The following is a 25345-nucleotide window of genomic DNA, read 5'->3' on the forward strand; positions in this document are numbered from 1 at the left end:
AATGTCGTGAAGTGTTGAATCGTGCTCGCGGTGGCGATTCCGTGGCGATTTAGGCCAAAAGACGAGGGGGCGGTTGAAGCGATCTATCGCCTATATCTCGGATTTTATTGAGAGGTTCTTGCTCCGACGGTAGTGATCGAAACTACGACCAATTGATCGACAGTCAGCTTTATCGGATTGCATTGGACTTTGCGCGGCAAGGAAGCATGCATGCTGTCGGGACCGGCGGCGCCCGCATGTGTGCAGCCGGCCCCGGCCCGGCCTCCGCATCGCGGTCCGGGCTTCTCCTGGTGACAGCGCCAGCATCGGGCCGGCGCGGGAACGAAACCACGGAGACCGACCATGACCAAGCTCAATGACAAGCATATCGCCATCCTCGCCAACGCGGCAAACCGTACTGACGGCTGCGTGCTGCCGCTGCCGGAAGACATGCGACTGCAGGGCGGCGCACTCACCGCCGTGCTTCGGTCTCTGGAGCGCCGCGGCCTTGTGGAGCGCTCACCGGACGACGTCTGGACCATCACCGAGGCCGGTCGTGCAGCGGTCCCGGGAACGGTCGCGACCGACGCCGACGAGAGCGAAGAAGAGAACACGGCGCCGCAAGTCGCGACCGCGGACCCGAATGCAGGTGAGAACCATGACGCCCCGGCGCCGCTCTTCCGCCCGGGCACGCGGCAGGCGCAGGTCCTCGACCTCCTGCAGCGGGAAGAGGGCGCCGACATCGACGAGATGATGCAGCTCACCGGCTGGCAGCCGCACAGCGTCCGGGCGGTGCTGACGGGCTTCCGCAAACGCGGCGTGGACGTGACCCGCACCAAGGAAGGCAACGGCGTCAGCGTCTATCGGGCTCAGCTGCCGGCCAGCGCGGACGCGATGGCTGACTGAGGGCGCCGCGACCATGCGAAGGGACAACTCCATCCGCGCGGGCGGCAGCGGCAACGTTGCCGCTGCCGCCCGCGACACGATTCCGAGGCCGTCCCCTTCCGATGCCGCAGCCGGCGCGGCGTCATCGGTCGCTGCGCAAACGCCAGCAGGAACCTTTGACGCCCGCGTCCGGGCCATGTCCCGCGACGAGCTTGCCGTGCTCTGGCAGCGGCGCTGGCGGCGCCCGCCGCCGAAGGGTCTCAGCCGCCGGCTGCTGGAATACAACGCCGCATGGCTGCTGCAGGCTGAAGCGCAGGGCGGGCTGACGGCCGCAACCCAACGCCGTCTCGACACGCTGGCGAGCGCCAGCCAGAGCAACGGCGATGGCGCAGCGGAAGGCCGACGACACCACGGCAATGATGACCGCAGGACGCCGCGCCGCGCCCTCCGTCCCGGCAGCCGGCTGGTCCGCCAGTGGCAGGGCCGCAGCCATGTCGTCGAAGTCATCGTTGGCGGGTTCGCCTATAGGGGGCGGTCATACACCTCCCTCACCGCCATCGCTTTTGAGATCACAGGCGCGCGCTGGTCCGGCCCGCGATTCTTCGGACTGAATGCCCCTGCACCGGAGAGGAAGTCCGTCAGGAACGGAGAAAAGCGGCACTCAGACGGCAAGGGAGGTCTCGCCGCTGCGATGCACGGGGGGCAGGGCGAGAGCGATGGCTGAGCGCGGACGGCGGGAGGGCAATGGGTCGACGGCTCGGGGCGGGAAGCTCGACCGTTCATCGCTCGGCGGTTCAACGCGTACCGTTGGAGGCAGCCGTTCTGTCCGCTGCGCCATCTACACGAGGAAGTCCACCGAGGAGGGGCTGGAGCAGGCCTTCAACTCGCTGGGTGCTCAGCAGGAAGCCTGCGCCGCCTATATCCGCAGCCAGCAGCAAGAGGGCTGGAAGGAACTGCCCGCCCGCTACGACGATGGCGGCTTCTCCGGCGGTTCGATGGAACGGCCGGCACTGGCGGTGCTGCTGGACGACATCCGGGCCGGCCGCATCGACACGGTCGTCGTCTACAAGGTCGACCGGTTGACCCGCTCGCTCGCCGACTTCGCCAGGATCGTCGAGCTGTTCGAGAACCACGGCGTCTCCTTCGTTTCGGTCACCCAGCAGTTCAACACCACCACCTCCATGGGACGGCTGACGCTGAACGTGCTGCTCTCCTTCGCCCAGTTCGAGCGGGAGGTCACCGCCGAGCGTATTCGCGACAAGATCGCCGCCTCCAAAGCCAAGGGCATGTGGATGGGCGGCGCCGTGCCGATCGGCTACCGGGTCGAGGACCGCAAACTGGTCATCGACCCGGACGCAGCGGCGACCGTCCGGCGCATCTTCGGTCACTATCTGGAACTCGGGTCGGTCAGGGACGTGAAGGCCGCCTGCGACCGGGACGGCATCGCGACCGCCACCCGGACCAGCCGCTCGGGCCGCACGACCGGCGGCGGGAGCTTCAGTCGCGGCCATCTCTACTGGCTGCTCAGGAACCCGATCTACATCGGACGCGTGAAGCATCGCGGCCAGACATTCGATGGCGAGCACGAGCCGATCGTCGACATGGCCAAGTGGGAGGCGGTGCAGGCGATGCTCGACCGCCATGCGAAGCACAGACAGGCGGCGGTCAATCTCCCCTCCCCGTCTCACCTGTTGAAAGGCCGGCTGTTCGACGAGGCCGGCGAGCCGCTCTATGCCACCCAGGCCAGCAAGCAGGGCCAGCGCTACTTCTACTACACCTCCAAGCATCTGGTGACGCGCAGGGGAACCAACGGCGCCGGCTGGAGATTGCCCGCGCCGGCATTCGACAAGCTGATTATCGACCAGCTCGAGGCCCTGCTGCGCGACCCGCTGCGGGTGATGGACCTACTGGTATCCGAACATGACGACAGCATCGAAGTGACACGAGCTATCGATGCGGCCAACCGTGCAGCCGATGTCCTGACCGGCACGGACGGCAATGCGCGTCGGCGGATGCTCGATGCCCTGCTCGAACGCGTCGAGCTCCGGGAGAGCGGCATCGCCGTCCGTCTTCGACCTTCCGCCGTCGATTGCGGGTCTGACCCCGAAGGCCCGAGGGCCGGAGTCTCGGGCGATGGCGAATGGACCGAAGCCGTGGCCGTCGAGCTGCCGGTCCAGCTGACGCGACGCGCCAATGGCAGCCGCATCGTCCTAGCCGACCGCGAACAGGAAACCGGCGGGCCCGACCCGAAGCTCGTTCAACTGGTCGCGGACGCGCATCGCTGGAACCGGATGCTGGCGGAAGGCGATGTCATCTCACTGCGGGAGCTTGCCAAGCACGAACGGCTCGATACCAGTGACGTCAGCAGGGCGCTCAACCTCGCGTACCTGGCGCCCGACATCATCGAAGCCATTCTCGATGGCCGTCAGCCCGCAGGTCTGACGGCGAGGAAGCTCAAGCGGATGAACGAACTGCCGCTCGACTGGACCGCGCAACGCAAGATGCTTGGCTTCCCGGCCTGACCATATTGTTGCTCACCGCTGCCCGATGGTTTGGACCCCGAAATCGGCCAGTAGAGACACTCCCGCATTCAGCCGGAAATCGTCTCCCCTTCGGCGTCTCCCGGGAATCCAATCGCCGCCACGAGGCCCGCAAAGCCGGCAAAGCCGCGGGTCTCCGCCGGGACGCAGTGTGGACATGGGTTCGCGGAAGACCGGATGGTGGGCGATACTGGACTTGAACCAGTGACCCCTGCGATGTGAACACAGTGCTCTACCAGCTGAGCTAATCGCCCCTACCGAGGCGCGGGATATAGGTTCGTCCGGCCGCGCCTGTCAAGCGCGAACGCCGCCGCCGCGCGCCCGTCACGGCCCATTATACGGTTGCGCGCGCGCGATCCCCTGTCATATGTGGGAACAGCCCCCGCGAAGGGGGCCGGAACAACAAGACGCGAACGATACTGGGGATGGAAATGGCGCGGGCGTTTGTCTTTCCGGGACAGGGCTCTCAGGCGGTGGGCATGGGCGGCGAACTCGCGAACGCGTTCCGTCCCGCGCGGGAGGTCTTCGAGGAAGTCGACGAGGCCCTGGGCCAGCATCTCTTCCGCCTGATGCAGGACGGCCCCGAACAGGAACTGGTCCTGACCGAGAACGCCCAGCCGGCGCTGATGGCCGTGTCGATGGCGGTCATGCGGGTGTTGGAGACGGAAGCCGGACTGGACATCGCGAAGGCGGCGAAATTCGTCGCCGGACATTCGCTGGGCGAGTATTCGGCGCTGGCCGCGGCCGGCGCGCTGGAACTGCCCGACGCCGCGCGGCTGCTGAAGCGCCGCGGCCTGGCCATGCAGCGCGCCGTTCCCGTCGGCGAGGGCGCCATGGCGGCGCTGCTGGGGCTCAGCCTGGAGGACGCCGCCGCGGTCGCCGAGGAAGCCGCGCAGGGCGAGGTCTGCAGCCCCGCCAACGACAACGCCAGCGGCCAGGTGGTGATATCCGGCTCGACCTCGGCGATCGACCGTGCGGTCGAGATCGCCAGGGGCCGGGGCGCGAAGAAAGCCATGCGCCTGAACGTCTCCGCGCCGTTCCACTGCGCCATGATGCGGCCCGCGGCCGAGGAGATGGAGACCGCGCTGGCCGAGGTCGCGATCGCCGCTCCGGCCGTGCCGCTTGTGGCCAATGTCACCGCCGAACCGGTCAGCGAGCCCGAACGCATCCGCGCCCTGCTGGTACAGCAGGTCACCGCCATGGTGCGCTGGCGCGAATCGGTGCTCTACATGAAGGAACAGGGCGTGGACGAACTGCTGGAAATCGGCGCGGGCAAGGTGCTGGCCACCATGACCCGGCGCATCGACCGCGACGTCCAGGCCAGCGCCGTCAACACGCCCGAGGATATCGAGCGGCTCGTCGGCTCGCTCTGACCCACGGCAAGGCAAGGGGACCCGCATGTTCGATCTGACTGGCAAGACCGCCCTGGTGACCGGCGCCTCCGGCGGCATCGGCCGCGCGGTCGCCGAAGCGCTGCACGGGGCCGGCGCCACCGTGGGCCTGCACGGCACCCGCGAAGCGGTGCTGAAGGAAGTCGCCGACGCGCTGGGCGGGCGGGCCCACGTGCTGCCCGCCAATCTGGGCGAGGCCGGCGCGCCCGCGGACCTGGCCAAGGCCGCGGAGGCGGCGATGGGCCAGGTCGACATCCTGGTCAACAACGCCGGCATCACCCGCGACAACCTGGCGATGCGCCTCAAGGACGAGGACTGGGACGCGGTGATCCGGGTCAATCTCAACGCCGGCTTCCAGCTCGCCAGGGCACTGCTCCGGGGCATGATGAAGCGCCGCCACGGCCGTATCGTCTCCATCACCTCGATTGTCGGCCAGACCGGCAATCCGGGCCAGACCAACTACGCCGCCGCCAAGGCAGGCACCGTCGGCTGGTCCAAGTCCCTGGCCCAGGAAGTGGCCAGCCGCGGCATCACCGTGAACTGCCTGGCGCCGGGCTTCATCGAGACGGCGATGACCGCCGACCTGCCCGACGAACAGAAGGCGAAGCTGAACGAAGCCATTCCGGCCGGCCGCATGGGTACGGGCGCCGACATCGCCGCGGGCGTGATCTATCTGGCCTCCGACGAGGCCGCCTACGTCACTGGTCAGACGCTGCACATCAATGGCGGAATGGCAATGATATGATGGGAATTACCGGTGATTCGACGGCCTGCGGTGCGCTTCCCCTGTTCTGGAAAGTGTGTTAAGAGCCGCCGGATTTCGGCACGGAACAGCCTTCAGTACGTGCGCAGGACGGGCTCGAACGCCCGGCGTACCGGGGACCTTCAACAGAGACAAACCGAACCGTAAGAGCAAAGGGAACGGACCATGAGCGACATCGCGGACCGCGTGAAGAAGATCGTTGTCGAGCACCTCGGCGTGGAAGAAGACAAGGTCAAGGAACAGGCCCACTTCATCGACGACCTCGGCGCCGACAGCCTGGACACCGTCGAGCTGGTGATGGCGTTCGAGGAAGAATTCGGCATCGAGATCCCGGACGACGCCGCCGAGAACATCCAGACCGTCAAGGACGCGATCGACTACATCTCCGCGAACACCTGAGCGAGAAGAGGTTTCGGAACCCGATATGCGTCGAGTAGTCGTTACGGGGCTGGGGGCGGTCACGCCTCTGGCCTGCGGAGTGGAGGAAACGTGGTCCCGCCTGCTGAAGGGTGAATCGGGCTCCGCCACGATCGCCAAGTTCGAGACATCCGACCTGGCGACCAACTATGGCTGCGAGGTCAAGCCGAAGAGCGACGACCGGCCGGACGGCTTCGATCCCGACGAATGGGTCGAGCCGAAGGAACAGCGGCGCGTCGACGAGTTCATCGTCTACGGCCTGGCGGCCGCCAAGCAGGCGCTGCGTGACGCGGGCTACACGGCGGATACCGAGGAACAGCAGTTCCGCACCGGCGTCCTGGTGGGTTCGGGCATCGGCGGGCTCTCCGGCATCGCCGAGGGCGCGATGACGATGGAGACTCGCGGGCCGCGGCGGCTCTCACCGTTCTTCATTCCCGGGCGGCTGATCAACCTGCTGTCGGGCTACATCTCCATCGAGCACCAGTTCAAGGGTCCGAACCACGCTGTGGTGACGGCCTGCTCGACGGGCGCGCACGCCATCGGCGACGCCGCCCGCATCATCGCCCTCGACGACGCCGACGTGATGGTCGCCGGCGGCGCCGAAGCCGCGCTGAGCCGCCTGGGCATCGCCGGCTTCGCCGCCGCCAAGGCGCTCTCGACCGGCTACAAGGATACGCCGGAGCGGGCCAGCCGCCCCTGGGACCGGGGCCGCGACGGCTTCGTCATGGGCGAGGGTTCCGGCATCGTCGTGCTCGAGGAACTGGAGCACGCGAAAGCCCGCGGCGCGAAGATCTACGGCGAGGTCATCGGCTATGGCATGTCGGGCGACGCCTATCACATCACGGCGCCTTCCGAAGACGGCTCGGGCGCTTATCGCTGCATGCAGGCGGCGGTGAAGCGCGCCGGCATCTCGGCCGCCGACATCGACTACGTCAACGCCCACGGCACGTCGACGCCGCGCGGCGACGAGATCGAGATCAGAGCCATCCGGCGCCTCATGGGCGATGGCGCCCAGACCAGCACCATGTCGTCGACCAAGTCGTCAATCGGTCATCTGCTTGGCGCCGCGGGCAGCGTAGAGGCCATCTTCTGCCTGCTCGCCCTGCGCGACCAGGTGGCCCCGCCGACCCTCAATCTCGACGATCCGGACGAAGCCACCCAGGGGCTCGACCTCGCCCCGTTCCAGCCGCGCGAGCGGAAGATCGACGTGGCGCTGTCCAATTCCTTCGGCTTCGGCGGCACCAACGCCAGTCTGATCTTCAGACGCCTGAACTAGGCCGCGGTCCGTGAGGACGGCGCTGCGTCTGGCCCTGCTTCTCGCCGTGATCGCCGTTTTCGGCGCGGCGGTCGCAGGCTGGCTGGGCTGGGAACGCTACAACGAACCGGGACCGTTGGCGGAAGCCGCCACCGTCATCATCCAACCCGGCGACGGACCGCGTCGGATCGCGTCGAAACTGGACGCCGCCGGGGTCATCGGGGATCCGATGCTGTTTATCGCCGCGGTCCGCCTCACCGAACGGGGCGGCCGCCTGAAGGCCGGCGAATTCCGCTTCGAAGCCGGAACCAGCATGCGCACGGTGATCGGCGACATCGTCGCCGGCCGCACGGTCGTCCGCCGCATCACGGTGCCGGAGGGCCTGACCTCCTGGCAGATTGCAGCCCTGCTCGACGACGCGCCGGCCCTGGACGGCGAGACGCCCGTGGCCGAGGAAGGGGCGTTGCTGCCGGAAACCTACCATTACAGTCATGGCGACAGCCGGGCGGCGATCGTGGAACGCATGCGCGCCGCGCGCGACGCGGCCCTGGCCGACCTGTGGGCCGGGCGCGCCGAAGGACTGCCGCTGCGGACACCCGGGGAGGCCGTCATCCTCGCCTCCATCGTCGAGAAGGAAACCGGCGTCGCCGGGGAGCGCCCGCGGGTCGCGGCGGTGTTCGTCAATCGCCTGCGCAAGGGCATGCGGCTGCAGTCCGACCCGACCGTGATCTACGCGCTGACGGAGGGCAAGGCCGATCTCGGCCGGCCGCTCAGCCGCGCGGACCTGAAGACCGATTCCCCCTACAATACCTACGCCGTGAAGGGTCTGCCGCCGACAGCCATTGCGAACCCGGGACGAGCGGCGCTGGAGGCGGTTCTTAATCCTTCGCAAACGAACGAACTCTACTTTGTGGCCGATGGATCCGGGGGGCACGCGTTCGCGAAAACCCTGGCTGAGCACAATCGAAACGTGAGACGTTGGCGCCGGCTGCAGCGAGAGAACGAGTAGGCTTCGGACGGGACGGCGGCGGCGCTTCCGGCAAGGCAATGGTGACCGACCGTCAGATCGACCGAAACGACGTATCCGTGATCCACGCGCTGGACGCCCTGGGTCATGCGGCCGCGCTGTTCGACGCCGAGGACCGGTTGGTCGCCTGCAACCAGGCCTATCAACAACTCTGGCAGGAAATGGCCGACGGCATCCGGCCGGGCATGTCCTATCGCGAACTCTGCGAAATCGCCTGGGACAGCGGCGTGGTGCCCCGACGCTCGCTTCAGCGCGCCGAATGGCTGGATCTGGTCCACAGCCAGCACCTCACGATGGACACCCCCGTCGACCGGCTGAGTTCGGATGGCCGCTATCTGCGTTTCATCAACCGCGAGCTGCCGGAAGGCGGTATCCTGGCGCTGGTTTCCGACGTCAGCGACGAGCGGGCCGCCGAGAGCCGGGCCCGTCACGAAGCCAGGGTGCTGCGCGAGTTTTCCCGCGCCACTGCCGACTGGGTCTGGGAGACCGATGCCGAGCACCGCTTCGTCCGGCCCGCGCACGCCGACGCGGAGAGCGGCCGCCTGACGGAAGCCCTGCTGGGCAGGACCCGCTGGGAAGCCGCCGGCGATCCGGACACCCGCACAGAGTTCTGGCGGACCCACCGCGCGGTGCTGGATCGTCACGAACCGTTCCGCGAATTCCGCTACGAGCTCGACCGCGGCGATGGCGACCGGCGGCGCGTGCGCGTCGGCGGTGTGCCGGTCTTCGATGTGCATGGCGTCTTCACCGGCTATCGCGGCACGGGCATCGACGAGAGCGCCCTGGCAGACGCCGACGCCCGCGCCAACCGGGCGGAGGCGGAACTGCGCGATGCGATGGAGGGCCTCGACCAGGGCGTCATTCTCTTTGATGCCGACGGCCGCGTCGAACTGTGGAACCGGTCCTTCGAGGAGGTGTTCGAGAAACGCCTCGAGCTGTTCCGCGGCATGCCCTTCGCCGAGCTGCTGGCTGGTATGGCATCCACGGGGCTGGTCGCCGGCGCGCGCGATACCGGAGAATGGGTGCGCGAGCGCCTGTCGGTGCCGCGTCCGGTACCCGAACTGCGGGAGCGTCAGATCGGCAGTCGCTGGTTTCAGCTCCGCGAGAGCGGCACGGGCGCCGGCGGCATGGTCCATGTCTACTCGGAGATTTCCGCGCTGAAGCGACAGCAGACCGAACTGCTGGCGGCGCGGACGCAACTGGAGGAGCGGGTCCAGCAACGCACGCGTTCTCTCGCCGCCGCCTTCGATCGCGTGCGTGCCGAAATCCGGGAGCGCACCGACACAGCCGAACGCCTTCGCGAGAGCGAGCAGAAGTTCCGCGCCATCACGGAAGGCTCGATACAGGGCATCTTCGTCCACAAGAACCTGCGGCCGCTCTACGCCAACGCCACCATGGCGCGGATGCTGGGTTTCGACGACGCCGACCAGCTGACCGCCCTGGACAGCGTCACGGAATTCTTCTCGGCGGAAGACCGCGAGCTTCTGGTCCGCCGAACGCACGAACGCTCTGCCGGCCTGGCGCCACCGGCGCGCTACGACGTGCGCTACCGCCGCCGGAACGGCGAGACCTTCTGGGTCGAGCTGTTCGTGTCGGAACTGATGTGGGACGGCCAGCCGGCCATCCTGGTCACGGCCGTCGACATCGACGAGCGCCGCCGGGCGGAGGATGCCCTGCGGAACGCGGAGCGCGACTACCGCAACATCTTCGTCAACGCCACCGAAGGAATCTACCGCACGAGCCTGGATGGCCGGGCGCTCAGGGCCAATCCCGCGCTGGTGGAGCTGAACGGCTACGAGAGCGAGGAAGCCCTGCTGGCCGACGTCAACGATCTGGAAAGCCGCTGGTACGTGGAGCCGGGACGCCGCACGGAGTTCAAGGGCGAGATCGAGGCCCATGGCCAGGTCACCGAGTTCGTCTCGGAGGTCTACCGCTACCGGACCCGCGAACGGCTATGGGTGTCGGAAAACGCGCGGCTGGTGCGCGACGAGGACGGCAATCCGCTCTACTACGAGGGCAGCGTCCGCGACATCACCGAACAGCGTACGGCCCAGGCGGACCTGCTTGAAGCCAAGAACGAGGCCGAACGGGCAAACCAGGCCAAGACCCAGTTCCTCGCCAAGATGAGCCACGAACTGCGCACCCCGCTCAACGCCATCATCGGCTTCTCGGAGATCCTGCAGCAGCAGATCTTCGGCGAGATCGGCAATGCGCGCTATCTGACCTACGCCGCCGACATCGCCGAGAGCGGCCGGCATCTGCTGGATCTGATCAACGATCTGCTCGACCTCTCCAAGATCGAGGCCGGCGCATTCGCCATCCGCCGGGAACCCGTCGATCTCGACGCCCTGGTGGCGGAATGCCTGGATATCGTGCGGCCCATGGCGGATCGCTCCCGCATCGCCCTCGCGCCCCCTGCCCTTCCGGCGCCACCCGGCCTGCGCGCCGACCGCCGGGCCATGAAGCAGATTCTGCTGAACATCCTTTCCAATGCCGTGAAGTTCAACCGCGAGGGCGGCCGGGTCAGCGTGACCTGTTCTCTCGAAGGCGGCGAGTACGCGATCGTGGTGGGCGACGAGGGGGTCGGCATCGCCCGCGAGGACATGCGGCGCATCTTCGAGCCGTTCGGCCAGATCGAGAACCAGATGGTGGCCGGCCACAAGGGCACGGGCCTCGGCCTGCCCATCGTCCAGGCGCTGGTGGACCTGCATGGCGGACGTGTCGCCGTCGACAGCCGCCCCGGCTCCGGCACACGGGTGACACTCACCTTCCCCGCCGACGCTTGATCGATCGCGGGCGCAGGTTAACTTGACCCGGCATTTCGACGCCGATTCTGAGGTTGCCCGCCCATGACGCTCGCCAGCATGACAGGATTCGCCCGCACCGAAGGGACCGCCGAGGGCTGGACCTGGACCTGGGAGCTGCGCTCGGTCAACGGCCGTGGCCTGGATGTGCGGCTGCGCCTGCCCGCCGAGGTGGGTGGGCTGGAATCGGCCGCGCGGCAGGCCGCCCAGTCGGCCTTCGCGCGCGGCAATGTCACCGTCAACCTGCAGATGGAACAGGCCGGCGGAGCCGAAGGCTACCGCGTCAACACGGCGTGGCTGAATACCCTGCTGGACACCGCGCGTGCGCTGGCGCCGGAGGCCGAAGTTCGCCCCGATCAACTGCTCTCGGCGCGCGGCGTCATCGAAACCGCCACGGCGGCCCAGGACGCCGGACAGGCTGAGCGGCGCGACGCCGAGGTCCTGGCATCGCTGGAACAGGCCGTGACGGCGCTGGACCGGTCCCGGCGCACCGAGGGCGCGCGCCTTGCCGAAATCCTCGGCGCGCTGATCGTCGACATCGAGACCCTGATCGCCCGTGCGGCGGCGACCGAAGGTGCCCGCGGCGGGCAGCGCGCGGCGCGGCTCCGGACCGTCCTGGCCGAACTGCTGGAAGCGGACCCGCCGGTCAGCGAGGAGCGGCTGACGCAGGAACTGGCTCTGCAGGCCGCACGCGCCGACGTACGCGAGGAACTGGACCGCCTGAAGGCCCATGTCGCCCAGGCGCATGAACTGCTCGCCGCAGAAGAGCCGGTCGGACGCCGGCTCGACTTCCTGGCCCAGGAGTTCAACCGCGAGGCCAATACCCTCTGTTCGAAGTCCTCGGACATCGAACTGACCCGCATCGGCATGGACCTGAAGGTCGCCATCGACCGCATGCGCGAGCAGGTGCAGAACGTTGAGTGAGGCCGGAAGAATGACGCGCCGGGGGTTGATGCTCGTCCTGTCCTCCCCTTCGGGTGCCGGCAAGACCACGATCTCGAGGCGGCTGCTGGAGGACGAGCGCGACCTCAGCATGTCGGTCTCCGTCACGACCAGACCGAAGCGACAGGGCGAAGTCGAGGGCCGGGACTACTACTTCGTCGACCGAGGAACCTTCGACAACATGGTCAGGGACAACGCGCTGCTGGAGCACGCCACGGTCTTCGACAACAGCTACGGCACCCCGGCGGGACCCGTCGAGGACGCTCTCAAGGCTGGCAGGGACGTCCTCTTCGACGTCGACTGGCAGGGCGCGCAACAGATGAAGCAGCGCCGCGAGACCGACATCGTCAGCGTGTTCATCCTGCCCCCCAGCACCGCGGAACTCGAGCGGCGGCTGCGCACCCGGGGCCGCGACCCCGATGACGTCGTGAAGCGGCGCATGGCCAAGGCGGCCGACGAGATCAGCCATTATGACGGCTACGACTACGTGGTCGTGAACGACGACCTGGAACGCTGCCTGACGCAGATCCGCGCGATCCTGGTCGCCGAACGGGTGCGGCGTCAGCGGCAGCCGGGACTAGCGGATTTCGTCGAGAAGCTCACCAGGCCCTATCGCGGCGACTGAAGCGTCCGGGCGAGGGCGCAGAACTCCTCGACAGTCAGCGTCTCTGCACGGCGGCGCGGATCGATGCCGGCCTCGCCGAGCCAGGCTTCCGCGTCCGGCCTCAGCCCCTTCAGGCTCTGACGCAGCATCTTGCGGCGCTGGTTGAAGGCCGCCGCGACCACCCGCGACAGCGTGCCGGCGTCGGCCGGGGCCAGCGCCTCGGTCCGGGGCGTCAGGCCGACAACCGCCGAGGTGACCTTGGGCGGCGGCGTGAAGGCGCGCGGCGGCAGATCGAACAGCACACGCGTACTCCAGCGCCAGTTGGCCATCACCGCGAGCCGGCCATAGTGCTTCGTACCCGGACGGGCGGCGATGCGCTCGGCGACCTCGCGCTGGAACATCAGGGTCATGGAGCCGAAATGATCCGGCCGGGCCAGCCAGCGGAACAGCAGCGGCGTACCGACATTGTAGGGCAGATTGGCGATGATCGCTGCGCCCGGCCGCACGAGTTCGGCGGCTTCCGTCTCCAGGGCGTCGGCGCGGATGACCTCCAGCCGTCCCGGATAGACCGCCGCCAGCTGCGCCAGGGCAGCGATGCAACGCTCGTCCTTCTCCACGGCCACCACCCGAGCCGCGTCCGTCTCCAGCAGCGCGCGGGTCAGCCCGCCGGGCCCGGGCCCGACCTCAAGCACGTCCCGGCCCGTCAGAACGCCTGCGGCGCGGGCGATCTTGTCGGTGATGTTGAGGTCGAGCAGGAAATGCTGGCCCAGTCCCTTGCGCGCGTCCAGACCGTGGCGGCGGATCACCTCGCGCAGCGGCGGCAGACCCGGAACGCTCATCCCCGTCTGTGGCCGGCGATCTCGCCCGCCAGACGGATCGCCGAGATGAGGCTGTGGGGCCGGGCGACGCCGCGCCCGGCAATGTCGAAGGCGGTGCCGTGGTCAGGCGAGGTCCGCACGATGGGCAGGCCCAGCGTGACGTTGACCGCGCTGTCGAAATCCAGCGCCTTGACCGGGATCAGAGCCTGGTCATGATACATGCAGATGGCGGCATCGTACTCGGCCCGCGCCGGCGCATGGAACATGGTGTCCGCCGGCAGAGGACCGACGACGCTGTCGCCGCCCCGCGCCAGCTCGGCCACCGCGGGCGCGATGATGTCGATGTCTTCACGGCCCAGGGCGCCGTTCTCCCCGGCATGGGGATTGAGTCCGGCGAACGCCAGCCGCGGACGGTCGATGCCGAAGTCGTCCCGCAGGGTCCGGAGCACGATGCGGCCGATGGCGACGAGATCGCCGCCTTTCAGCGCCCGCACGGCATCGGCCAGCGGCAGGTGGATCGTCGCAGGGACGACCCGGAGGCTGGGACCGGCGAGCATCATCACCGCGCGCGCGCCGCCGCAGAGATGGCCGATGAACTCGGTATGGCCCGGATGGGTGAAGCCCGCCCGGTAGAGCTCGGCCTTGTTGATGGGATTCGTCACCACGCCCGCGGCCCCGCCTTCGAGACACAGAGCCACCGCGCGCTCGATGGCCGCGATCACCAACGGCGCGTCGGCCGGATCGGGACGGCCCGGCCCGGCCGAAACGCGGCCCTCGACCGCCAGAACCGGCAGCGCCTCCGCGAAGACCCCGGCCGCCTCGGAGGGGTCGCGGATCGGGACAACCGGCGCGTCGATCTCCAGACGCCGCGCCAGGCGTTCGAGCCGCGCGGGGTCGTCGATGACGAAGAACGGCGGCAGATCCATCCGCCCGCGGTCCCGCCAGGCGGCCAGGGTGATGTCCCCGCCGATGCCCGCCGGCTCCCCCATCGTGACCGCCAGCGGCTTCATGGCCTATCTGTAGTCCACGATCGAATCCCGGCGCAGGTCGCGCAACTGGGCCTGGGCGCGAAGGTTCAGCTTGCGGTTCAGGATCGCGTTGCGGATCCGCTCCCGGTCGACGGTCGCATCCACCGGCTCCGAGCGGTCGCAGACGATCAGCAGGTGGATGCCGGCCGCGGTGCGCAGCGGCGGGCTGACACCACCCACATCAAGGTCCGAGATGGCCGAGCGGAAATCGACGGGCAGGTCGCCGATGCGCAGTCGCCCGAGATCGGCCGCCTGCGCGCCCTGCACGTCCCCGGCCAGCCGTGCAGCGTCGGCGCAGCCTGCGATCCCGGGTCGGAGCGCGGCCGCCCGGGCCCGCGCCTCGTCCACCGCTTGCTGCGGCGCATTCCGCCCCAGCGGAATGAGGATCTGGCTGAGTTCGACCTGGACCTTCTCCGGCTGGCGCTGGCCTTCGATCCGCGTTTCGCGCAGCGCCACGATGGCGTAGCCGGTGTCGGTCCGGATCGGATCGGAAACCGAGCCCGGCGTCATGGTCGGCAGTACCTCGCCGATCTCCGGGCCGAGCTGTTCAGCGCGGATCCAGCCGACATCCCCGCCGCTCTGGGCAGTAGCGCCGGACGAGAACTGCCGCGCCAGAGCGGCAAAACTCGCGCCGGCCCGAATCTGGCGCACCAGGCGTTCGGCCGAGCCGCGCACCTCGTCCTCCTGGGACGGCTGTTCGACCGCCAGACGGATCTCGTTGACCAGATAGGATGTCTCGCCCTCGGCGGCCTTGAGCCGGGCGATCTCCTCATCGATCTCCTCGTCGGAGACATCGACGGTCCGCAGCAACCGGGCGCCGATGAAGCGCTGCCAGGCGATCCCGGCCAGGACCTGCTGGCGGATGGCATGTTCGTCGACACCGGCGCGCTCCAGGTTCTGCACCAGTGCCGGGCCGCTCATGTTGTTGCGTTCGCCGATGGCCTCGATCTCGGCGTCGATATCGCCGTTGGTGACCGTGATGCCGAGATTGCGCGCCGCCTTCTTCTGCAATTCCTCGTCGACCAGAGTGCGCAGCACCTGCGGGCGCAGCCGCTGCCGCGTCTCCTCCGTACGCGGCAGATCGGCGGTGACGATGATCAGGTCGATCCGCTCCTCCAGGTCGTAGGCCGAAATCACCTCGTCGTCGACCACGGCGACGATGTCCAGCACCTGCTGGGAAAACGCCGGCGCGGCGAACGCCATCCAGAGCGCGGCGGCGATGGCCGGCAGTATCAGCTTCACGTTCATCGGGGCGGAACGCTGCCTCCTGTTCCATCGAATTCGCGCCTGCTCTAGCGCAGCACGGTGGTTCTTCCAACCGGCAAGTTGCAGCCCGGACACCGAGGCTGAGCTAGTTCAGCCCGGTGAGACTGATCCGCACGAAGACGGAGGTCGACGCCTCCAGATCGCGGTCGCTGGTGAAATCGCGGACGACGCCGAGCTGGAAGTCGAAACATTCGTCCTCGTAGCGCAGACCTCCCTCGAAGCGGATCGGCACGCCCCGGTCCAGGTCGCCGCGATAGGCGCCGAGGACCTGCCAGTTCTCGGCGAAGTTCAACGTGCCTTCGGTGGTCAGTTCCTGGGTGTTGCCGACTGCCACGGCGCCGCCCACACGCGGTACGGAGATGTAGCCGAGGCTGAAACTGTACCAGTCGTCGCGAAGGCTCAGGCGATGCTCGTGCCGATCCAGATCCGGCCCCTTCATATCGACCCGGAAACGGAATGTGTAGTCGATCGAGTCCGTCGGCGCGATGAGCAGCCGCCCGACCACGTCGGAGAGACGGTCGTCGAGTCCGGTCCCCGGCCCGAACGCACTGGTTTCGTTGAAGCGGAAGGACTGCCCGATCAGGAGCTCGCTCTCGCCCCCGCCGTCGCCATAGACACCCATCCGCACCCCGTAATTGACGCGGGAGCCACTCTCGACGCGGTCGAAGCCGACGAAGCGGTTGCGGTCGAACAGGTTGGCGTCGGAGAACTCGAAACTGAGCGAGTCCTCGTTGGGAATATCGTTCGGGTTGGCGCCGCCCGGTGACCCGATCAGCTGCACCACCGGCTCGATCTTCTGGAAGTGCCCGTTGGCCGGTCGCACCAGCGGCAGACGCCAGTCGAGCGTCGCCTGCGGCCAGATGCGGCCCTCGTAGTAGTCGTTCTCGCTGGCGGTCGGGTCGGTGTCCTGGGCTTCCGAAACCATGTAGCCATCGGCGCGGAAATGCATGCCGAAGGTCGTCAGGCCGCCGAAGGGGTCGACGGCCTGGCGTTCCCAGGATCCGTCGAAGGACAGCCGGCGGGTGTCGCGACCGCTGGTGCGCTGCAGGGCCACACCGCTGAAGGTGTAGTCGACCCGTCCGCCCAGCACGCCGGGGCTGAATGTGTCCTGCCATGTCGCCAGCGGCATCACCAGTGGCGTCTCGCCGTCGTCATCGTTCTCCTGCAGGCCCTGGAAGGAGAAGAACTCCAGCCCGCGGAACCGCCGGCCATCGTAATCGGTGACATAGGCCGTCGAGGTGAGTGTGTTGCCGCCGCCGATATCGTAGATGCGCAGATAGGTGTCGTCGCTGGTCCGGAACAGGTTGAAGCCCCAGTCGGCGCCATCGTCGATACGGAAGTCGCCCTTGGAGCGGAAATGACCGCGGAACTCCTTGTCGCCGGTCTGCGTGCGGCCGACCACCTCGTCGACATAGGTCAGCGAGACGTCGGTATCCCAGCGCCCGGCGTCGAACTGCTGGCGGTACTCCGCCCCCATAACCGGAAGTTCCTTGGTCAGGAAACGCGGCGTCAAGGTCATGTCCTTGTCCTCGTCAAGGACCAGGTAGACCGGCTGTGAGTACTGGAAGCCCAGTTCGGTGGACGAGCCGACGATGGGCGCTAGCAAGCCGGACTTCCGTTCGACCGTGGGGTCGGGATGATAGAAATAGGGCGCGTAGAAGACCGGCACGCCGAACATTTCCAGGCGCGCGTTCTGATATTCGACGATTTCCTTGTCCAGATCGCGCGTGACCCGGTTGGCCTTGATCTGCCAGATCGGCGGCCGGTCCGGATGTTCGGGACATTCCTCGCAGCGCGTGTAGACCACGCGCTCGAGAATGGTGCGGTTCTCGCCTTCGCGGCGGGCGCGCCGCGCCGCCATGCGCGCCCGGTTGGCCAGGCGGATCTTGAGCTCCTCGACGACGCCCTGCTTGAAGTTGTCGGTCAGTTCCACGTAGTCGGCGAACAGCACGTCACCCGAAGGTTCCCGCAGCACGACATTGCCGCTGGCGGTGACGACCTCGTCGCGTTCGTTGTAGGTGACGGTGTCGGCGAACAGCACCCGCTCGCCCTGCAGGATCTCGACTTCGCCCCGGGCCGTCACCACGCCCAGTTCCTGTTCGTAGATCATTTCCCGGGCCGAGAGCTCGACCGGCAGGTCGCTCACCTGCGCCGCCGCGGCGAGCGGCATCCACAGAAGGGCGAACAGCAGCAGAATCGGGAGCGGCCTGCGCGGCGCCATTCCTAGCCGTCCTCCAGATGGAACATGGCCGCGATGGCCGTCATGGTGGTGACCGCCGCCGGTGTCCAGGCGGCGAGCACCACGGGCAGCTTGCCCGCGGAGCCGAACGCCTCGACCACGTCGGTGACGAAGAATATCGCAAACCCCGCCATGGTGCCGGCGAAGAACACAAGCCCGACGCCGCCGCGGCGCACGCTGAGCCGGATGCAGAAGGTGGCGGCCAGCAGAACCATCGAGGCCAGCATCAGCGGCAGGGACAGCAGCGAATTCCAGTGCAGCCGGTGCGCGAGCGCATTGAAACCCGACTTCTCCAGCAGCTCGATGAAGGCCGGCAGTTCCCAGAACGAGAGCGATTGCGGCGGCGCCAGGCTGTCGATGATCTGCGCCACCGTCAGCCGGGTCGGCACCAGCATGGACTCGCGCTCCTGACGCGGACGGTCCAGCTCCGTCACCACCGCGTTCTTCAGCCGCCACTGCCGGTCGAGCAATTCCGCACTCTCGGCGTCGATCCTGCGCACGAAACTGTTGTTGCGGGTAAAGGTGAAGAAGGTCGGGTTGTCCAGCGAAGTGCCCTGCGCCGAAGCGGACCAGGCATGGATCACCTGATGGCCTTCGGCGTTCACCTCCCGGAGCCAGAGGCCGGTCTTGTCGGAGACCGTGATGCGGCTGGTTTCGCCCTGGAACTTGGCGCTCGCGAGCTGCTCGTACTGTCCCGTCAGGGCGGCGGCCAGGGGATTCAGCACCGTTATCAGAATGCCGCCGATGATGGCCGCAGACAACACCAGGGGTGTCAGGATCTGCCAGATCGAGACACCGGCGGCCCGCGCCACGACCAGCTCGTTGGACCGCGACAGCCGGGTCAGCGCCAGCATGCCGCCGAACAGCACAACGAATGGCCAGAGCTTCTCGATCACCGATGGCATCTTGAGCAGGGCGAATTGCACGATCAGCCCCAGCCCGATCTCGTCGACGCCGCTGGCGCGGCGCACATGATCGATCACTTCGGCCGTGAACATGACCAGCGACAGCAGCGCGAAGACGAGGCCGGCGCCAAGCAGGAACTGACGGATCAGATAGCGGGTCAGGGTAGGAAGCGTGCGCAGCATGATCACGCCGCCATCGGCGCCGGTCCCGGCGTCGGCATGCCCGCGCCGGCCCGCATCAGGAACAGGCTGCCGGCGATCGCGGCCAGCAGCAGCACATAGACCAGCGTATTGAAGAAAGGCTCCGTCGCCGCCGCCTGGGTCAGCCCCAGCACAGCCGCCTGCAACAGCCCCGCGCTGAGGCAGCCGACCCAGATACGCGCGCCAACGCCGCGCCGGTCGAACTCGCCATAAAGCACCGTCGCGATCGCCATCAGGGCAAAGGCGATGGTCAGCAGCGGCAGCGCCACGCGCTTGTGCCCTTCCGCCTGGATCCTGTGATAGGCGGCCCGGTCGAAATCCCCCGGATCGACGAGGAACAGATCGTCGATCGTTCGTTCCTCGATCTTGGCCACACGCACCGGCGCACTGCTGCCTACCAGATCGATCTCGACGTTGTAGCGGTCGAAATAGAGGACGTTGATGTTGCCGCTCTCGTGATCCTTCTCCTGGCGATTGCCGTTGAGCAGCAGAATTTTCGGTCCCTCTTCTGCGCGGATCAGGGTCCCCTGCTCCGCCATCATGGTCACCGACTTACCCGGCTCGCGCTCGTCGTGAATCAGCAGGCCGTGGAGTTCGCCGCCGGACCGCCGTTCGGCGACATAGACCGTCAGACGGGTCTTGAGCGGCGTGAACGCCCCCTCGCGCAGGACCACGGTGGAGTAGATGTACTTCCACGCGAACCGCGTGTCGCGCATGGTCGAGTTCGCCATCGGCATGAAGTAGAACGTCATCGACGCGACGAAAACCGCGCAGAATCCGGCCAGCAGCAGGCCGGGCCCGGCCAGCGCCATGCGGCTGAGACCGGCGGCGCGCATCACCACCAGTTCGCTGTCCGACGACATCCGCCAGTAGGCGTAGAGCATCCCGCAGAACAGGCCGATCGGCAGGGTCACCGGCAGAAGCTGCGGCAGCAGCAGGAAGGAGATGTAGAAGAATGCGCCCATCGACATGTCATAGTTGATGATCTCGTCGACGAAACGCAGCGCCTGAAGGATCCAGATGATCCCCGTCAGCACCATCGTCACGAAGGCCGTAGGGCCCGCGGCGGCGCGAATCATGTAGCCGGTCAGGTGACGCATGGCGGCGGAGTATAGCGACCTCAGCGGCCTGTGAAACCCGCTTGGGATGCCTTGCGGCATGCAACCGGGCCGCCTCTCCCGGCGCAGGCCGTAGCGAACGCAAACCGCGCCATTTACATGGCCCGGCAAAGCTTGCGATATATCTGTCCGACGGTTTTTCAATGGGATGAGACAGATGGATATCTCGATTTCCGGCGCAAGCATTCCGGGCCGCGGCGTCGTCGTCGTCGGCGTCGCGAAGGACGGCAAACTGACGCCTGCCGCCAAGGCCCTGGACGAGAAGACCGAAGGCGTCATCCGCCAGGTGCTGCGCGCCAGCCGCTTCACCGGCGCAAGCGGGCAGAGCCAGACGATCGCCGCGCCGCGCGGCACCAGGCTGGACCTGATCGTCCTGCTGGGCCTCGGCGAGACCAAGTCCCTTTCTTCCCATGACCTGGAGCTGATCGGCGGCCGCGCCTTCAAGGCGGTCGCCAGTTGCGGCGCGAAGCAGGCCAAGGTGATCATCGACGCCGAGGATCTGGCAGCGAAATCGAAACTCACCAAGGGTGCGGCCCAGGCGCATATCGCGATGGGCGCGCGGCTGGCCAGCTACCGCTTCGATCACTACCACACGAAGCTGAAGGACGAGGACAAGCCCTCCCTGGAGCAGCTCGCCATCGGCGCCCGCGGCGCAGCCGCAGCGCGCGACGCCTTCGCCGCGCTGGACAAGGTCGTCGACGGCGTCTTCCTGACCCGCGATCTGGTCAGCGAGCCTGCCAACATCCTCTATCCCGCCACCCTCGCCGACCGCTGCCAGGAACTCACCAAGCTGGGCGTCAAGGTCGAGGTGCTGGGCGAAGCGCAGATGAAGAAGCTCGGCATGGGCGCGCTGGTGGGCGTCGGCCAGGGCTCCGAGAAGGAAAGCCGGCTGGTCGTCATGCAATGGAACGGCGGGGCGAAGAACGACAAGCCGATCGCCTTCGTCGGCAAGGGCGTCACCTTCGACACCGGCGGCATCTCCATCAAGCCGGCCGCCGGCATGGAGGACATGAAGTGGGACATGGGCGGCTCCGCCGCCGTCATCGGCGTCATGGCGGCGCTCGCCGGCCGCCAGGCCAAGGCCAACGTCATCGGCGTGGTCGGCCTGGTCGAGAACATGCCGGACGGCAATGCGCAGCGCCCCGGCGACGTGGTCACCTCCATGTCGGGCCAGACGATCGAGGTGCTGAACACCGACGCCGAAGGCCGCCTCGTGCTCTGTGACGCGCTGTGGTACACGCAGGACCGCTTCAAGCCCGAGTTCATGATCAACCTCGCCACGCTGACCGGGGCCGTCATCATCTCGCTCGGCGACGAGTACGCCGGCCTGTTCTCCAACAACGACCGGCTGGCCGGGCGGCTGATGGAAGCCGGCGAGGCCGTCGACGAAAAGCTCTGGCGCTTCCCGCTCCACAAGAACTACGACAAGAAGCTGAAATCCGAGATCGCCGACATGCGCAATATCGGCAACGCCCGCGGCGCCGGCTCCATTACCGCCGCGCAGTTCCTGCAGCGCTTCGTCAACGACGTGCCCTGGGCGCATCTCGACATCGCCGGCGTCACCTGGTCGGGCAGCGCGAAGCCGACAACGCCGAAGGGCGGCACCGGCTTCGGCGTCCGCGTCCTCGACGAACTGGTCCGCCGCCACTACGAGAGCAAATGACGGAAGTCGCGTTCTATCACCTGACCCGCAAGCCGCTGGAACGGGCCCTGCCCGAGCTGCTGGAAAAGGTGCTGGAGCGCGGCATGCGCGCAGTGGTTCTGACCGGCTCTGAGGAGCGGGTGCGCGCCCTGGACGCTCATCTGTGGAGCTATGACAAGGCCTCGTTCCTGCCGCACGGCGCGGCCGGCGATGGCGATGCCGATCGGCAGCCGATCTGGCTGACCGCCGAGCCGGAAAACCCCAATGCCGCCGACGTGCTGATCCTGGTCGACGGCCGCGACGTGGCGGACAAGTCAGGCTACGCCCGCTGTCTGGACATGTTCAACGGCCTGGACGAGGACGCCGTGGCCGCGGCCCGCACGCGTTGGCAGGGGGCCCGTGCGGCGGGCCACGCCTGTACCTACTGGAAACAGGGCGAGCGCGGCTGGGAACGAGGCGCGTAGGAAGTCACGGGGCTTACGCTCCGAACCCGCCCTGTAATAGAATGGCCCGGACGCAATTTGCGGGGAGCAAAGAGCCATGCGGGACTACAGCCATATCCGGGTCATGCCGCTGACCGGCGTGCTGGGCGCGGAGATCGAGGGCGCGGACCTCACCAGGCCGCTGCCCGACCCGGTCTTCGAGGAGATCGAGCAGGCCTTCGCCGATCATTCGGTGCTGGTCTTCCGGGACCAGGACATGTCCATCGAGGATCAGAAGCGCTTCACGCGCCGCTTCGGCGAGTTCGGCTTCGAGCCCTATGTCGACACGATGCAGGAGCACCCGGAAGTCATCGAGGTCCTCAAGGAAGCCAGCGAATCCGGCATGCTGAATTTCGGCGGCAACTGGCACTCCGACTGGAGCTTCCAGGAGGCGCCGCCCCGGGCCACCATCCTGCACGCCAAGGAGATCCCGCCCTTCGGCGGCGACACCTGCTTCGCCAGCATGTATCTCGCCTATGACACGCTTTCCGACGGCATGAAGGCCATGCTGGAAGGGCTGAACGTGATGCATTCGGCCCGACGTCCCTATGGCGTCGGCAACAAGCTGTTCGGCAAGTTCAACCGCGCCATGAAGATCCACAATACCGAGGAGGCGCATGCGGAACTGGCCCATCCGGCGGTCCGCACGGTGCCGGAGTCGGGCCGCAAGGCGCTGTTCGTCAATCCCGTCTATTCGATCCGGTTCGAGAACATGAGCGAACGCGAGAGCCGGCCGCTGCTCGAATTCCTGCACGCCCACGCGACCCGCATCGAGCTGACCTGCCGCGTGCGCTGGGCGCCGGGCACGCTGACTATCTGGGACAACCGCTGCGTCCAGCACAACGCCATGAACGACTATGACGGCTACCGCCGCCTGCTCCACCGCACCACGGTCAGGGGCGAACGGCCCTGGCTGGAAGGCCGGGCGCCGGGCGGCGCGGGAGAGCGCGAACCGTCTCTGGCCCAGTCCGCCGGCTAGGACGCCCCGCACCCGCACGACAGCAAATGAAAGGCTCTATTCTACTTGTCGTACCCGCACTTTGAATTCCCTCTGGCTTCAGCCGGTCTACCTCATTTGCGCCCGCAAGAATGGCATCAGCAGCAATCGGCTTCACCGCATCATGGCAGGACGGTTTGAGCGGGCGGTGCAAAAAGTTGCCGATCGAGGTGAACTAACGCGCTTCACGAAAAGGGTCGTTCAGGATCGGCTTGATCTCTTCAACCATCTCGGAGATTTGCCGCGGTCCTAGCCACCGAGCTTGCGCGTCATGCGCACCCCTGAAGAGCTTTTTGAGGTGCACTTCTGGCTCTGAAGCGGCGCTCCCTGCATAGGCATCGAAGAACCGATAGGTTTCATGCGCAACAAGGTCGGCGGCTTGCAACGCGCAACTTTCACGTACCGAGATGAAGGCAATAGAAGGTTCGGGGTCGGCGCCCGCGGCTTCAAGAGCTGGCAATATCATGCTGTCCAGCTTTGGGGTTTTCCGACCAAGGTCAAACCGCAGTGAGCATCTCTCTTGTTCGTTCTTCGCTGCTTCACAGCAGAATTTGATCACCATTCCAAACAGCGCACGCTCGTGGTCGCCAAGCGCATGCCGCATATTTGCGGGCACCAACCGCTCCCAATCATTGACTGAAATTCCGAACGACAAGACGGTCAGACCCGCGTTTTCGATCACTTCGCGGAAAAGATACCTCGAACGATCAGATTCAGCCCGATTGTAACCACGAAACTCGCCCGACCCCGACATCAAGTTGGTAGAATGAAAAGCGCTAACGGGCGGCTTGCCCTCGCACGGTGCGTTTAGTCGCTCCTTCCAGGCATTCTCAAACTTGTCAAAAAAAACGCTGTGGCCGAGGACGCCTCCCCATACCATCACGGACGATCCATCATGCGTTCCGCTATCGTCAAAATAGCATTCTAGCATGAGGAACTTCCCCCTACGCCGCGCGAAAAGGACGAGAAGCGGGCCAGTGGTCGCAGCAAATGAAAAGGGCTCCGGATCAACTCCGGAGCCCTTGTTCGTTCGTGCCGGATTTCCGGAAGCTCAGTGCAGGTGGCGTCCGACACTGCCGATGGCGTCGTCGATCAACCGGTTCCCCGCATCGCCCTTCAGTTCCTCGCGCAGGATGCGCGCCGCCGCGGCGGTGGCGATTTCGACGGCGCGGTTGCGCACCTCGTCGATCGCCTGCTGCTCGGCCTGGGCGATCTTGGATTCCGCCTGGGTCTTGCGGCGTTCCAGCGCGGCCTCCATGTCGGCGCGCATCTTCTCTGCCGTGCGCTCGGCTTCCTCGCGGGCGTGCTCGACGATGCGGTCCGCTTCCTGGACCGCTTCCTCGGCCTTGCGCTGGTAGTCGGCGTAGAGGGACTGCGCCTCCTCCCGGAGCCGCTTGGCCTCCTCCAGCTCGCCGCGGATGCGGTCCGCGCGGGCGTCGAGCTGCGCCACGATCTTGCCCGGCAGCTTCAGATAGATCATCAGCGCGAAGAAGAGGACGAAGGCGACGGCGACCCAGAATGTCGGATCTGCGAACATCAGCGGCCTCCCTCGCGCGCGGCCGAAACCGCCTGGTTGACCCGGTCGTCCGACGGCGCCGCGCCCGAAAGCTTCTGGACCAGAGCCGCGGTGACGCTGCAGGCGACGTCATCCAGCGAGGCCAGAGCCGCGTCACGCTGCTGCGCGATCTGCTTTTCCGCCTCGGTCTGACGCTGGTCCAGCTCCGCCTCGATCTCCTGGCGGCGCTTGTCGATCTCGGCGTTCATCTCCGCCTTCATGCCGGCGACGATATTCCCCGCCTTCGAGCGCGCTTCGGCCAGCCGGGCCTCGTAGTCCCGGATCGCCTTGTCGGTCTCCGACTTCAGCTCCTCGGCCTTGTCGAGGTCCGACCGGATACGCTGCTCGCGGTCTTCCAGGATCCCGCCGATCCGCGGGATGACCACCCGCGCCATGATCAGGTAGAGGATCACGAAAGTGATCGCGAGCCAGACGATCTGGGATGCAAAGGTTTCTGCAGCAAGCTGCGGCATGAGCCCGTGGCCTC

General features: G+C 67.1%; 22 protein-coding genes and 1 tRNA gene. 14 read left to right on the plus strand and 9 right to left on the minus strand.

Going from position 1 to position 25345, the window contains the following annotated elements:
• Positions 1–342 precede the first annotated feature (342 nt).
• The 3 genes from TEF_18970 (at position 343) to TEF_18980 (ending at position 3386) form a co-directional block, all read left to right on the plus strand.
• Entirely contained in the window at positions 343–885 is a 543-nt protein-coding gene (locus tag TEF_18970; GenBank protein ID ANK82647.1) for a hypothetical protein, read from the plus strand.
• Between the two features lie 175 nt (positions 886–1060).
• A complete protein-coding gene (locus tag TEF_18975) occupies positions 1061–1588 on the plus strand; it encodes a hypothetical protein (protein ID ANK82648.1) in 528 nt (175 codons plus the stop codon).
• A 112-nt stretch (positions 1589–1700) separates the two neighbouring features.
• The gene (locus TEF_18980; GenBank protein ID ANK83603.1) at positions 1701–3386 is read left to right on the plus strand and encodes a hypothetical protein; all 1686 of its coding nucleotides are present in this window, start codon (positions 1701–1703) and stop codon (positions 3384–3386) included.
• A gap of 196 nt (positions 3387–3582) precedes the next feature.
• Here the strand turns inward: TEF_18980 and TEF_18985 are convergent.
• Positions 3583–3658, minus strand: a tRNA-Val gene (locus TEF_18985).
• A gap of 177 nt (positions 3659–3835) precedes the next feature.
• Here TEF_18985 and TEF_18990 point away from each other — a divergent pair.
• From TEF_18990 to TEF_19025, 8 genes are all read left to right on the plus strand, one after another.
• Positions 3836–4777: a malonyl CoA-acyl carrier protein transacylase gene (locus TEF_18990; GenBank protein ANK83604.1), complete on the plus strand. Its 942-nt coding sequence runs from the start codon at positions 3836–3838 to the stop codon at positions 4775–4777.
• 25 nt (positions 4778–4802) lie between these two features.
• A complete protein-coding gene (locus tag TEF_18995; GenBank protein ID ANK82649.1) occupies positions 4803–5540 on the plus strand; it encodes a 3-oxoacyl-[acyl-carrier-protein] reductase in 738 nt (245 codons plus the stop codon).
• A 183-nt stretch (positions 5541–5723) separates the two neighbouring features.
• Complete coding sequence (locus tag TEF_19000) at positions 5724–5957, plus strand: acyl carrier protein (GenBank protein ANK82650.1); 234 nt, start codon at positions 5724–5726, stop codon at positions 5955–5957.
• A 25-nt stretch (positions 5958–5982) separates the two neighbouring features.
• Positions 5983–7251 (plus strand): beta-ketoacyl-[acyl-carrier-protein] synthase II, encoded by a 1269-nt coding sequence (locus TEF_19005; GenBank protein ID ANK82651.1) that lies wholly within the window; start codon positions 5983–5985, stop codon positions 7249–7251.
• A gap of 10 nt (positions 7252–7261) precedes the next feature.
• On the plus strand, positions 7262–8239 hold the full coding sequence (locus TEF_19010) for an aminodeoxychorismate lyase (protein ANK82652.1): 978 nt from the start codon (positions 7262–7264) through the stop codon (positions 8237–8239).
• Between the two features lie 38 nt (positions 8240–8277).
• Positions 8278–11043 (plus strand): hypothetical protein, encoded by a 2766-nt coding sequence (locus TEF_19015; GenBank protein ID ANK82653.1) that lies wholly within the window; start codon positions 8278–8280, stop codon positions 11041–11043.
• 63 nt (positions 11044–11106) lie between these two features.
• The gene (locus tag TEF_19020) at positions 11107–11985 is read left to right on the plus strand and encodes a YicC family protein (GenBank protein ID ANK82654.1); all 879 of its coding nucleotides are present in this window, start codon (positions 11107–11109) and stop codon (positions 11983–11985) included.
• A 10-nt stretch (positions 11986–11995) separates the two neighbouring features.
• A complete protein-coding gene (locus TEF_19025) occupies positions 11996–12628 on the plus strand; it encodes a guanylate kinase (protein ID ANK82655.1) in 633 nt (210 codons plus the stop codon).
• Here the strand turns inward: TEF_19025 and TEF_19030 are convergent.
• The 6 genes from TEF_19030 to TEF_19055 form a co-directional block, all read right to left on the minus strand.
• Positions 12613–13446 (minus strand): 16S rRNA (adenine(1518)-N(6)/adenine(1519)-N(6))-dimethyltransferase, encoded by an 834-nt coding sequence (locus tag TEF_19030; protein ANK82656.1) that lies wholly within the window; start codon positions 13444–13446, stop codon positions 12613–12615. The two genes, TEF_19025 and TEF_19030, sit on opposite strands and share 16 nt — an antisense overlap.
• On the minus strand, positions 13443–14435 hold the full coding sequence (locus tag TEF_19035) for a 4-hydroxythreonine-4-phosphate dehydrogenase PdxA (GenBank protein ANK82657.1): 993 nt from the start codon (positions 14433–14435) through the stop codon (positions 13443–13445). Before TEF_19035 ends, TEF_19030 begins: the two co-directional genes overlap by 4 nt.
• A 3-nt stretch (positions 14436–14438) precedes the next feature.
• A complete protein-coding gene (locus tag TEF_19040) occupies positions 14439–15701 on the minus strand; it encodes a hypothetical protein (protein ID ANK82658.1) in 1263 nt (420 codons plus the stop codon).
• 103 nt (positions 15702–15804) lie between these two features.
• Positions 15805–17940, minus strand: coding sequence for a hypothetical protein (locus TEF_19045; GenBank protein ID ANK82659.1), 2136 nt, complete (start codon positions 17938–17940; stop codon positions 15805–15807).
• Between the two features lie 2 nt (positions 17941–17942).
• A complete protein-coding gene (locus TEF_19050; protein ANK83605.1) occupies positions 17943–19043 on the minus strand; it encodes an LPS export ABC transporter permease LptG in 1101 nt (366 codons plus the stop codon).
• 5 nt (positions 19044–19048) lie between these two features.
• Positions 19049–20164 carry a hypothetical protein gene (locus TEF_19055; protein ANK82660.1) on the minus strand — a complete coding sequence of 372 codons (1116 nt, stop codon included), beginning with the start codon at positions 20162–20164 and terminating at the stop codon, positions 19049–19051.
• Positions 20165–20339: 175 nt separating this feature from the next.
• Between TEF_19055 and TEF_19060 the strand changes: the two genes are divergently transcribed.
• The 3 genes from TEF_19060 to TEF_19070 all read left to right on the plus strand — a co-directional run bounded on the left by TEF_19060 (position 20340) and on the right by TEF_19070 (position 23285).
• Positions 20340–21845, plus strand: a complete 1506-nt coding sequence (locus TEF_19060) for a leucyl aminopeptidase (GenBank protein ANK82661.1) — start codon at positions 20340–20342, stop codon at positions 21843–21845.
• Positions 21842–22288 (plus strand): DNA polymerase III subunit chi, encoded by a 447-nt coding sequence (locus TEF_19065; GenBank protein ANK82662.1) that lies wholly within the window; start codon positions 21842–21844, stop codon positions 22286–22288. The genes TEF_19060 and TEF_19065 overlap by 4 nt, the downstream gene beginning before the upstream one ends.
• Before the next feature lie 76 nt (positions 22289–22364).
• Complete coding sequence (locus tag TEF_19070) at positions 22365–23285, plus strand: hypothetical protein (protein ANK82663.1); 921 nt, start codon at positions 22365–22367, stop codon at positions 23283–23285.
• 1069 nt (positions 23286–24354) lie between these two features.
• On the opposite strand, the gene TEF_19075 is transcribed toward TEF_19070, so the two are convergent.
• The gene (locus TEF_19075; GenBank protein ID ANK82664.1) at positions 24355–24840 is read right to left on the minus strand and encodes a hypothetical protein; all 486 of its coding nucleotides are present in this window, start codon (positions 24838–24840) and stop codon (positions 24355–24357) included.
• Complete coding sequence (locus TEF_19080; GenBank protein ANK82665.1) at positions 24840–25331, minus strand: hypothetical protein; 492 nt, start codon at positions 25329–25331, stop codon at positions 24840–24842. Before TEF_19080 ends, TEF_19075 begins: the two co-directional genes overlap by 1 nt.
• Positions 25332–25345: the final 14 nt, after the last annotated feature.

This window comes from Rhizobiales bacterium NRL2, from assembly GCA_001664005.1.
In the GTDB taxonomy this organism is placed as follows: Bacteria; Pseudomonadota; Alphaproteobacteria; order Minwuiales; family Minwuiaceae; genus Minwuia.

Excerpts from the sequence above, each read along its gene's own strand:
- TEF_18970 (ANK82647.1), top strand. The coding sequence starts at position 343 with ATGACCAAGCTCAATGACAAGCATATCGCCATCCTCGCCAACGCGGCA.
- TEF_18975 (ANK82648.1), top strand. The coding sequence starts at position 1,061 with ATGTCCCGCGACGAGCTTGCCGTGCTCTGGCAGCGGCGCTGGCGGCGC.
- TEF_18990 (ANK83604.1), top strand. The coding sequence starts at position 3,836 with ATGGCGCGGGCGTTTGTCTTTCCGGGACAGGGCTCTCAGGCGGTGGGC.
- TEF_18995 (ANK82649.1), top strand. The coding sequence starts at position 4,803 with ATGTTCGATCTGACTGGCAAGACCGCCCTGGTGACCGGCGCCTCCGGC.
- TEF_19000 (ANK82650.1), top strand. The coding sequence starts at position 5,724 with ATGAGCGACATCGCGGACCGCGTGAAGAAGATCGTTGTCGAGCACCTC.
- TEF_19005 (ANK82651.1), top strand. The coding sequence starts at position 5,983 with ATGCGTCGAGTAGTCGTTACGGGGCTGGGGGCGGTCACGCCTCTGGCC.
- TEF_19015 (ANK82653.1), top strand. The coding sequence starts at position 8,278 with ATGGTGACCGACCGTCAGATCGACCGAAACGACGTATCCGTGATCCAC.
- TEF_19020 (ANK82654.1), top strand. The coding sequence starts at position 11,107 with ATGACGCTCGCCAGCATGACAGGATTCGCCCGCACCGAAGGGACCGCC.
- TEF_19025 (ANK82655.1), top strand. The coding sequence starts at position 11,996 with ATGACGCGCCGGGGGTTGATGCTCGTCCTGTCCTCCCCTTCGGGTGCC.
- TEF_19030 (ANK82656.1), bottom strand. The coding sequence starts at position 13,446 with ATGAGCGTTCCGGGTCTGCCGCCGCTGCGCGAGGTGATCCGCCGCCAC.
- TEF_19035 (ANK82657.1), bottom strand. The coding sequence starts at position 14,435 with ATGAAGCCGCTGGCGGTCACGATGGGGGAGCCGGCGGGCATCGGCGGG.
- TEF_19040 (ANK82658.1), bottom strand. The coding sequence starts at position 15,701 with ATGAACGTGAAGCTGATACTGCCGGCCATCGCCGCCGCGCTCTGGATG.
- TEF_19045 (ANK82659.1), bottom strand. The coding sequence starts at position 17,940 with ATGGCGCCGCGCAGGCCGCTCCCGATTCTGCTGCTGTTCGCCCTTCTG.
- TEF_19055 (ANK82660.1), bottom strand. The coding sequence starts at position 20,164 with ATGCGTCACCTGACCGGCTACATGATTCGCGCCGCCGCGGGCCCTACG.
- TEF_19060 (ANK82661.1), top strand. The coding sequence starts at position 20,340 with ATGGATATCTCGATTTCCGGCGCAAGCATTCCGGGCCGCGGCGTCGTC.
- TEF_19065 (ANK82662.1), top strand. The coding sequence starts at position 21,842 with ATGACGGAAGTCGCGTTCTATCACCTGACCCGCAAGCCGCTGGAACGG.
- TEF_19070 (ANK82663.1), top strand. The coding sequence starts at position 22,365 with ATGCGGGACTACAGCCATATCCGGGTCATGCCGCTGACCGGCGTGCTG.
- TEF_19075 (ANK82664.1), bottom strand. The coding sequence starts at position 24,840 with ATGTTCGCAGATCCGACATTCTGGGTCGCCGTCGCCTTCGTCCTCTTC.
- TEF_19080 (ANK82665.1), bottom strand. The coding sequence starts at position 25,331 with ATGCCGCAGCTTGCTGCAGAAACCTTTGCATCCCAGATCGTCTGGCTC.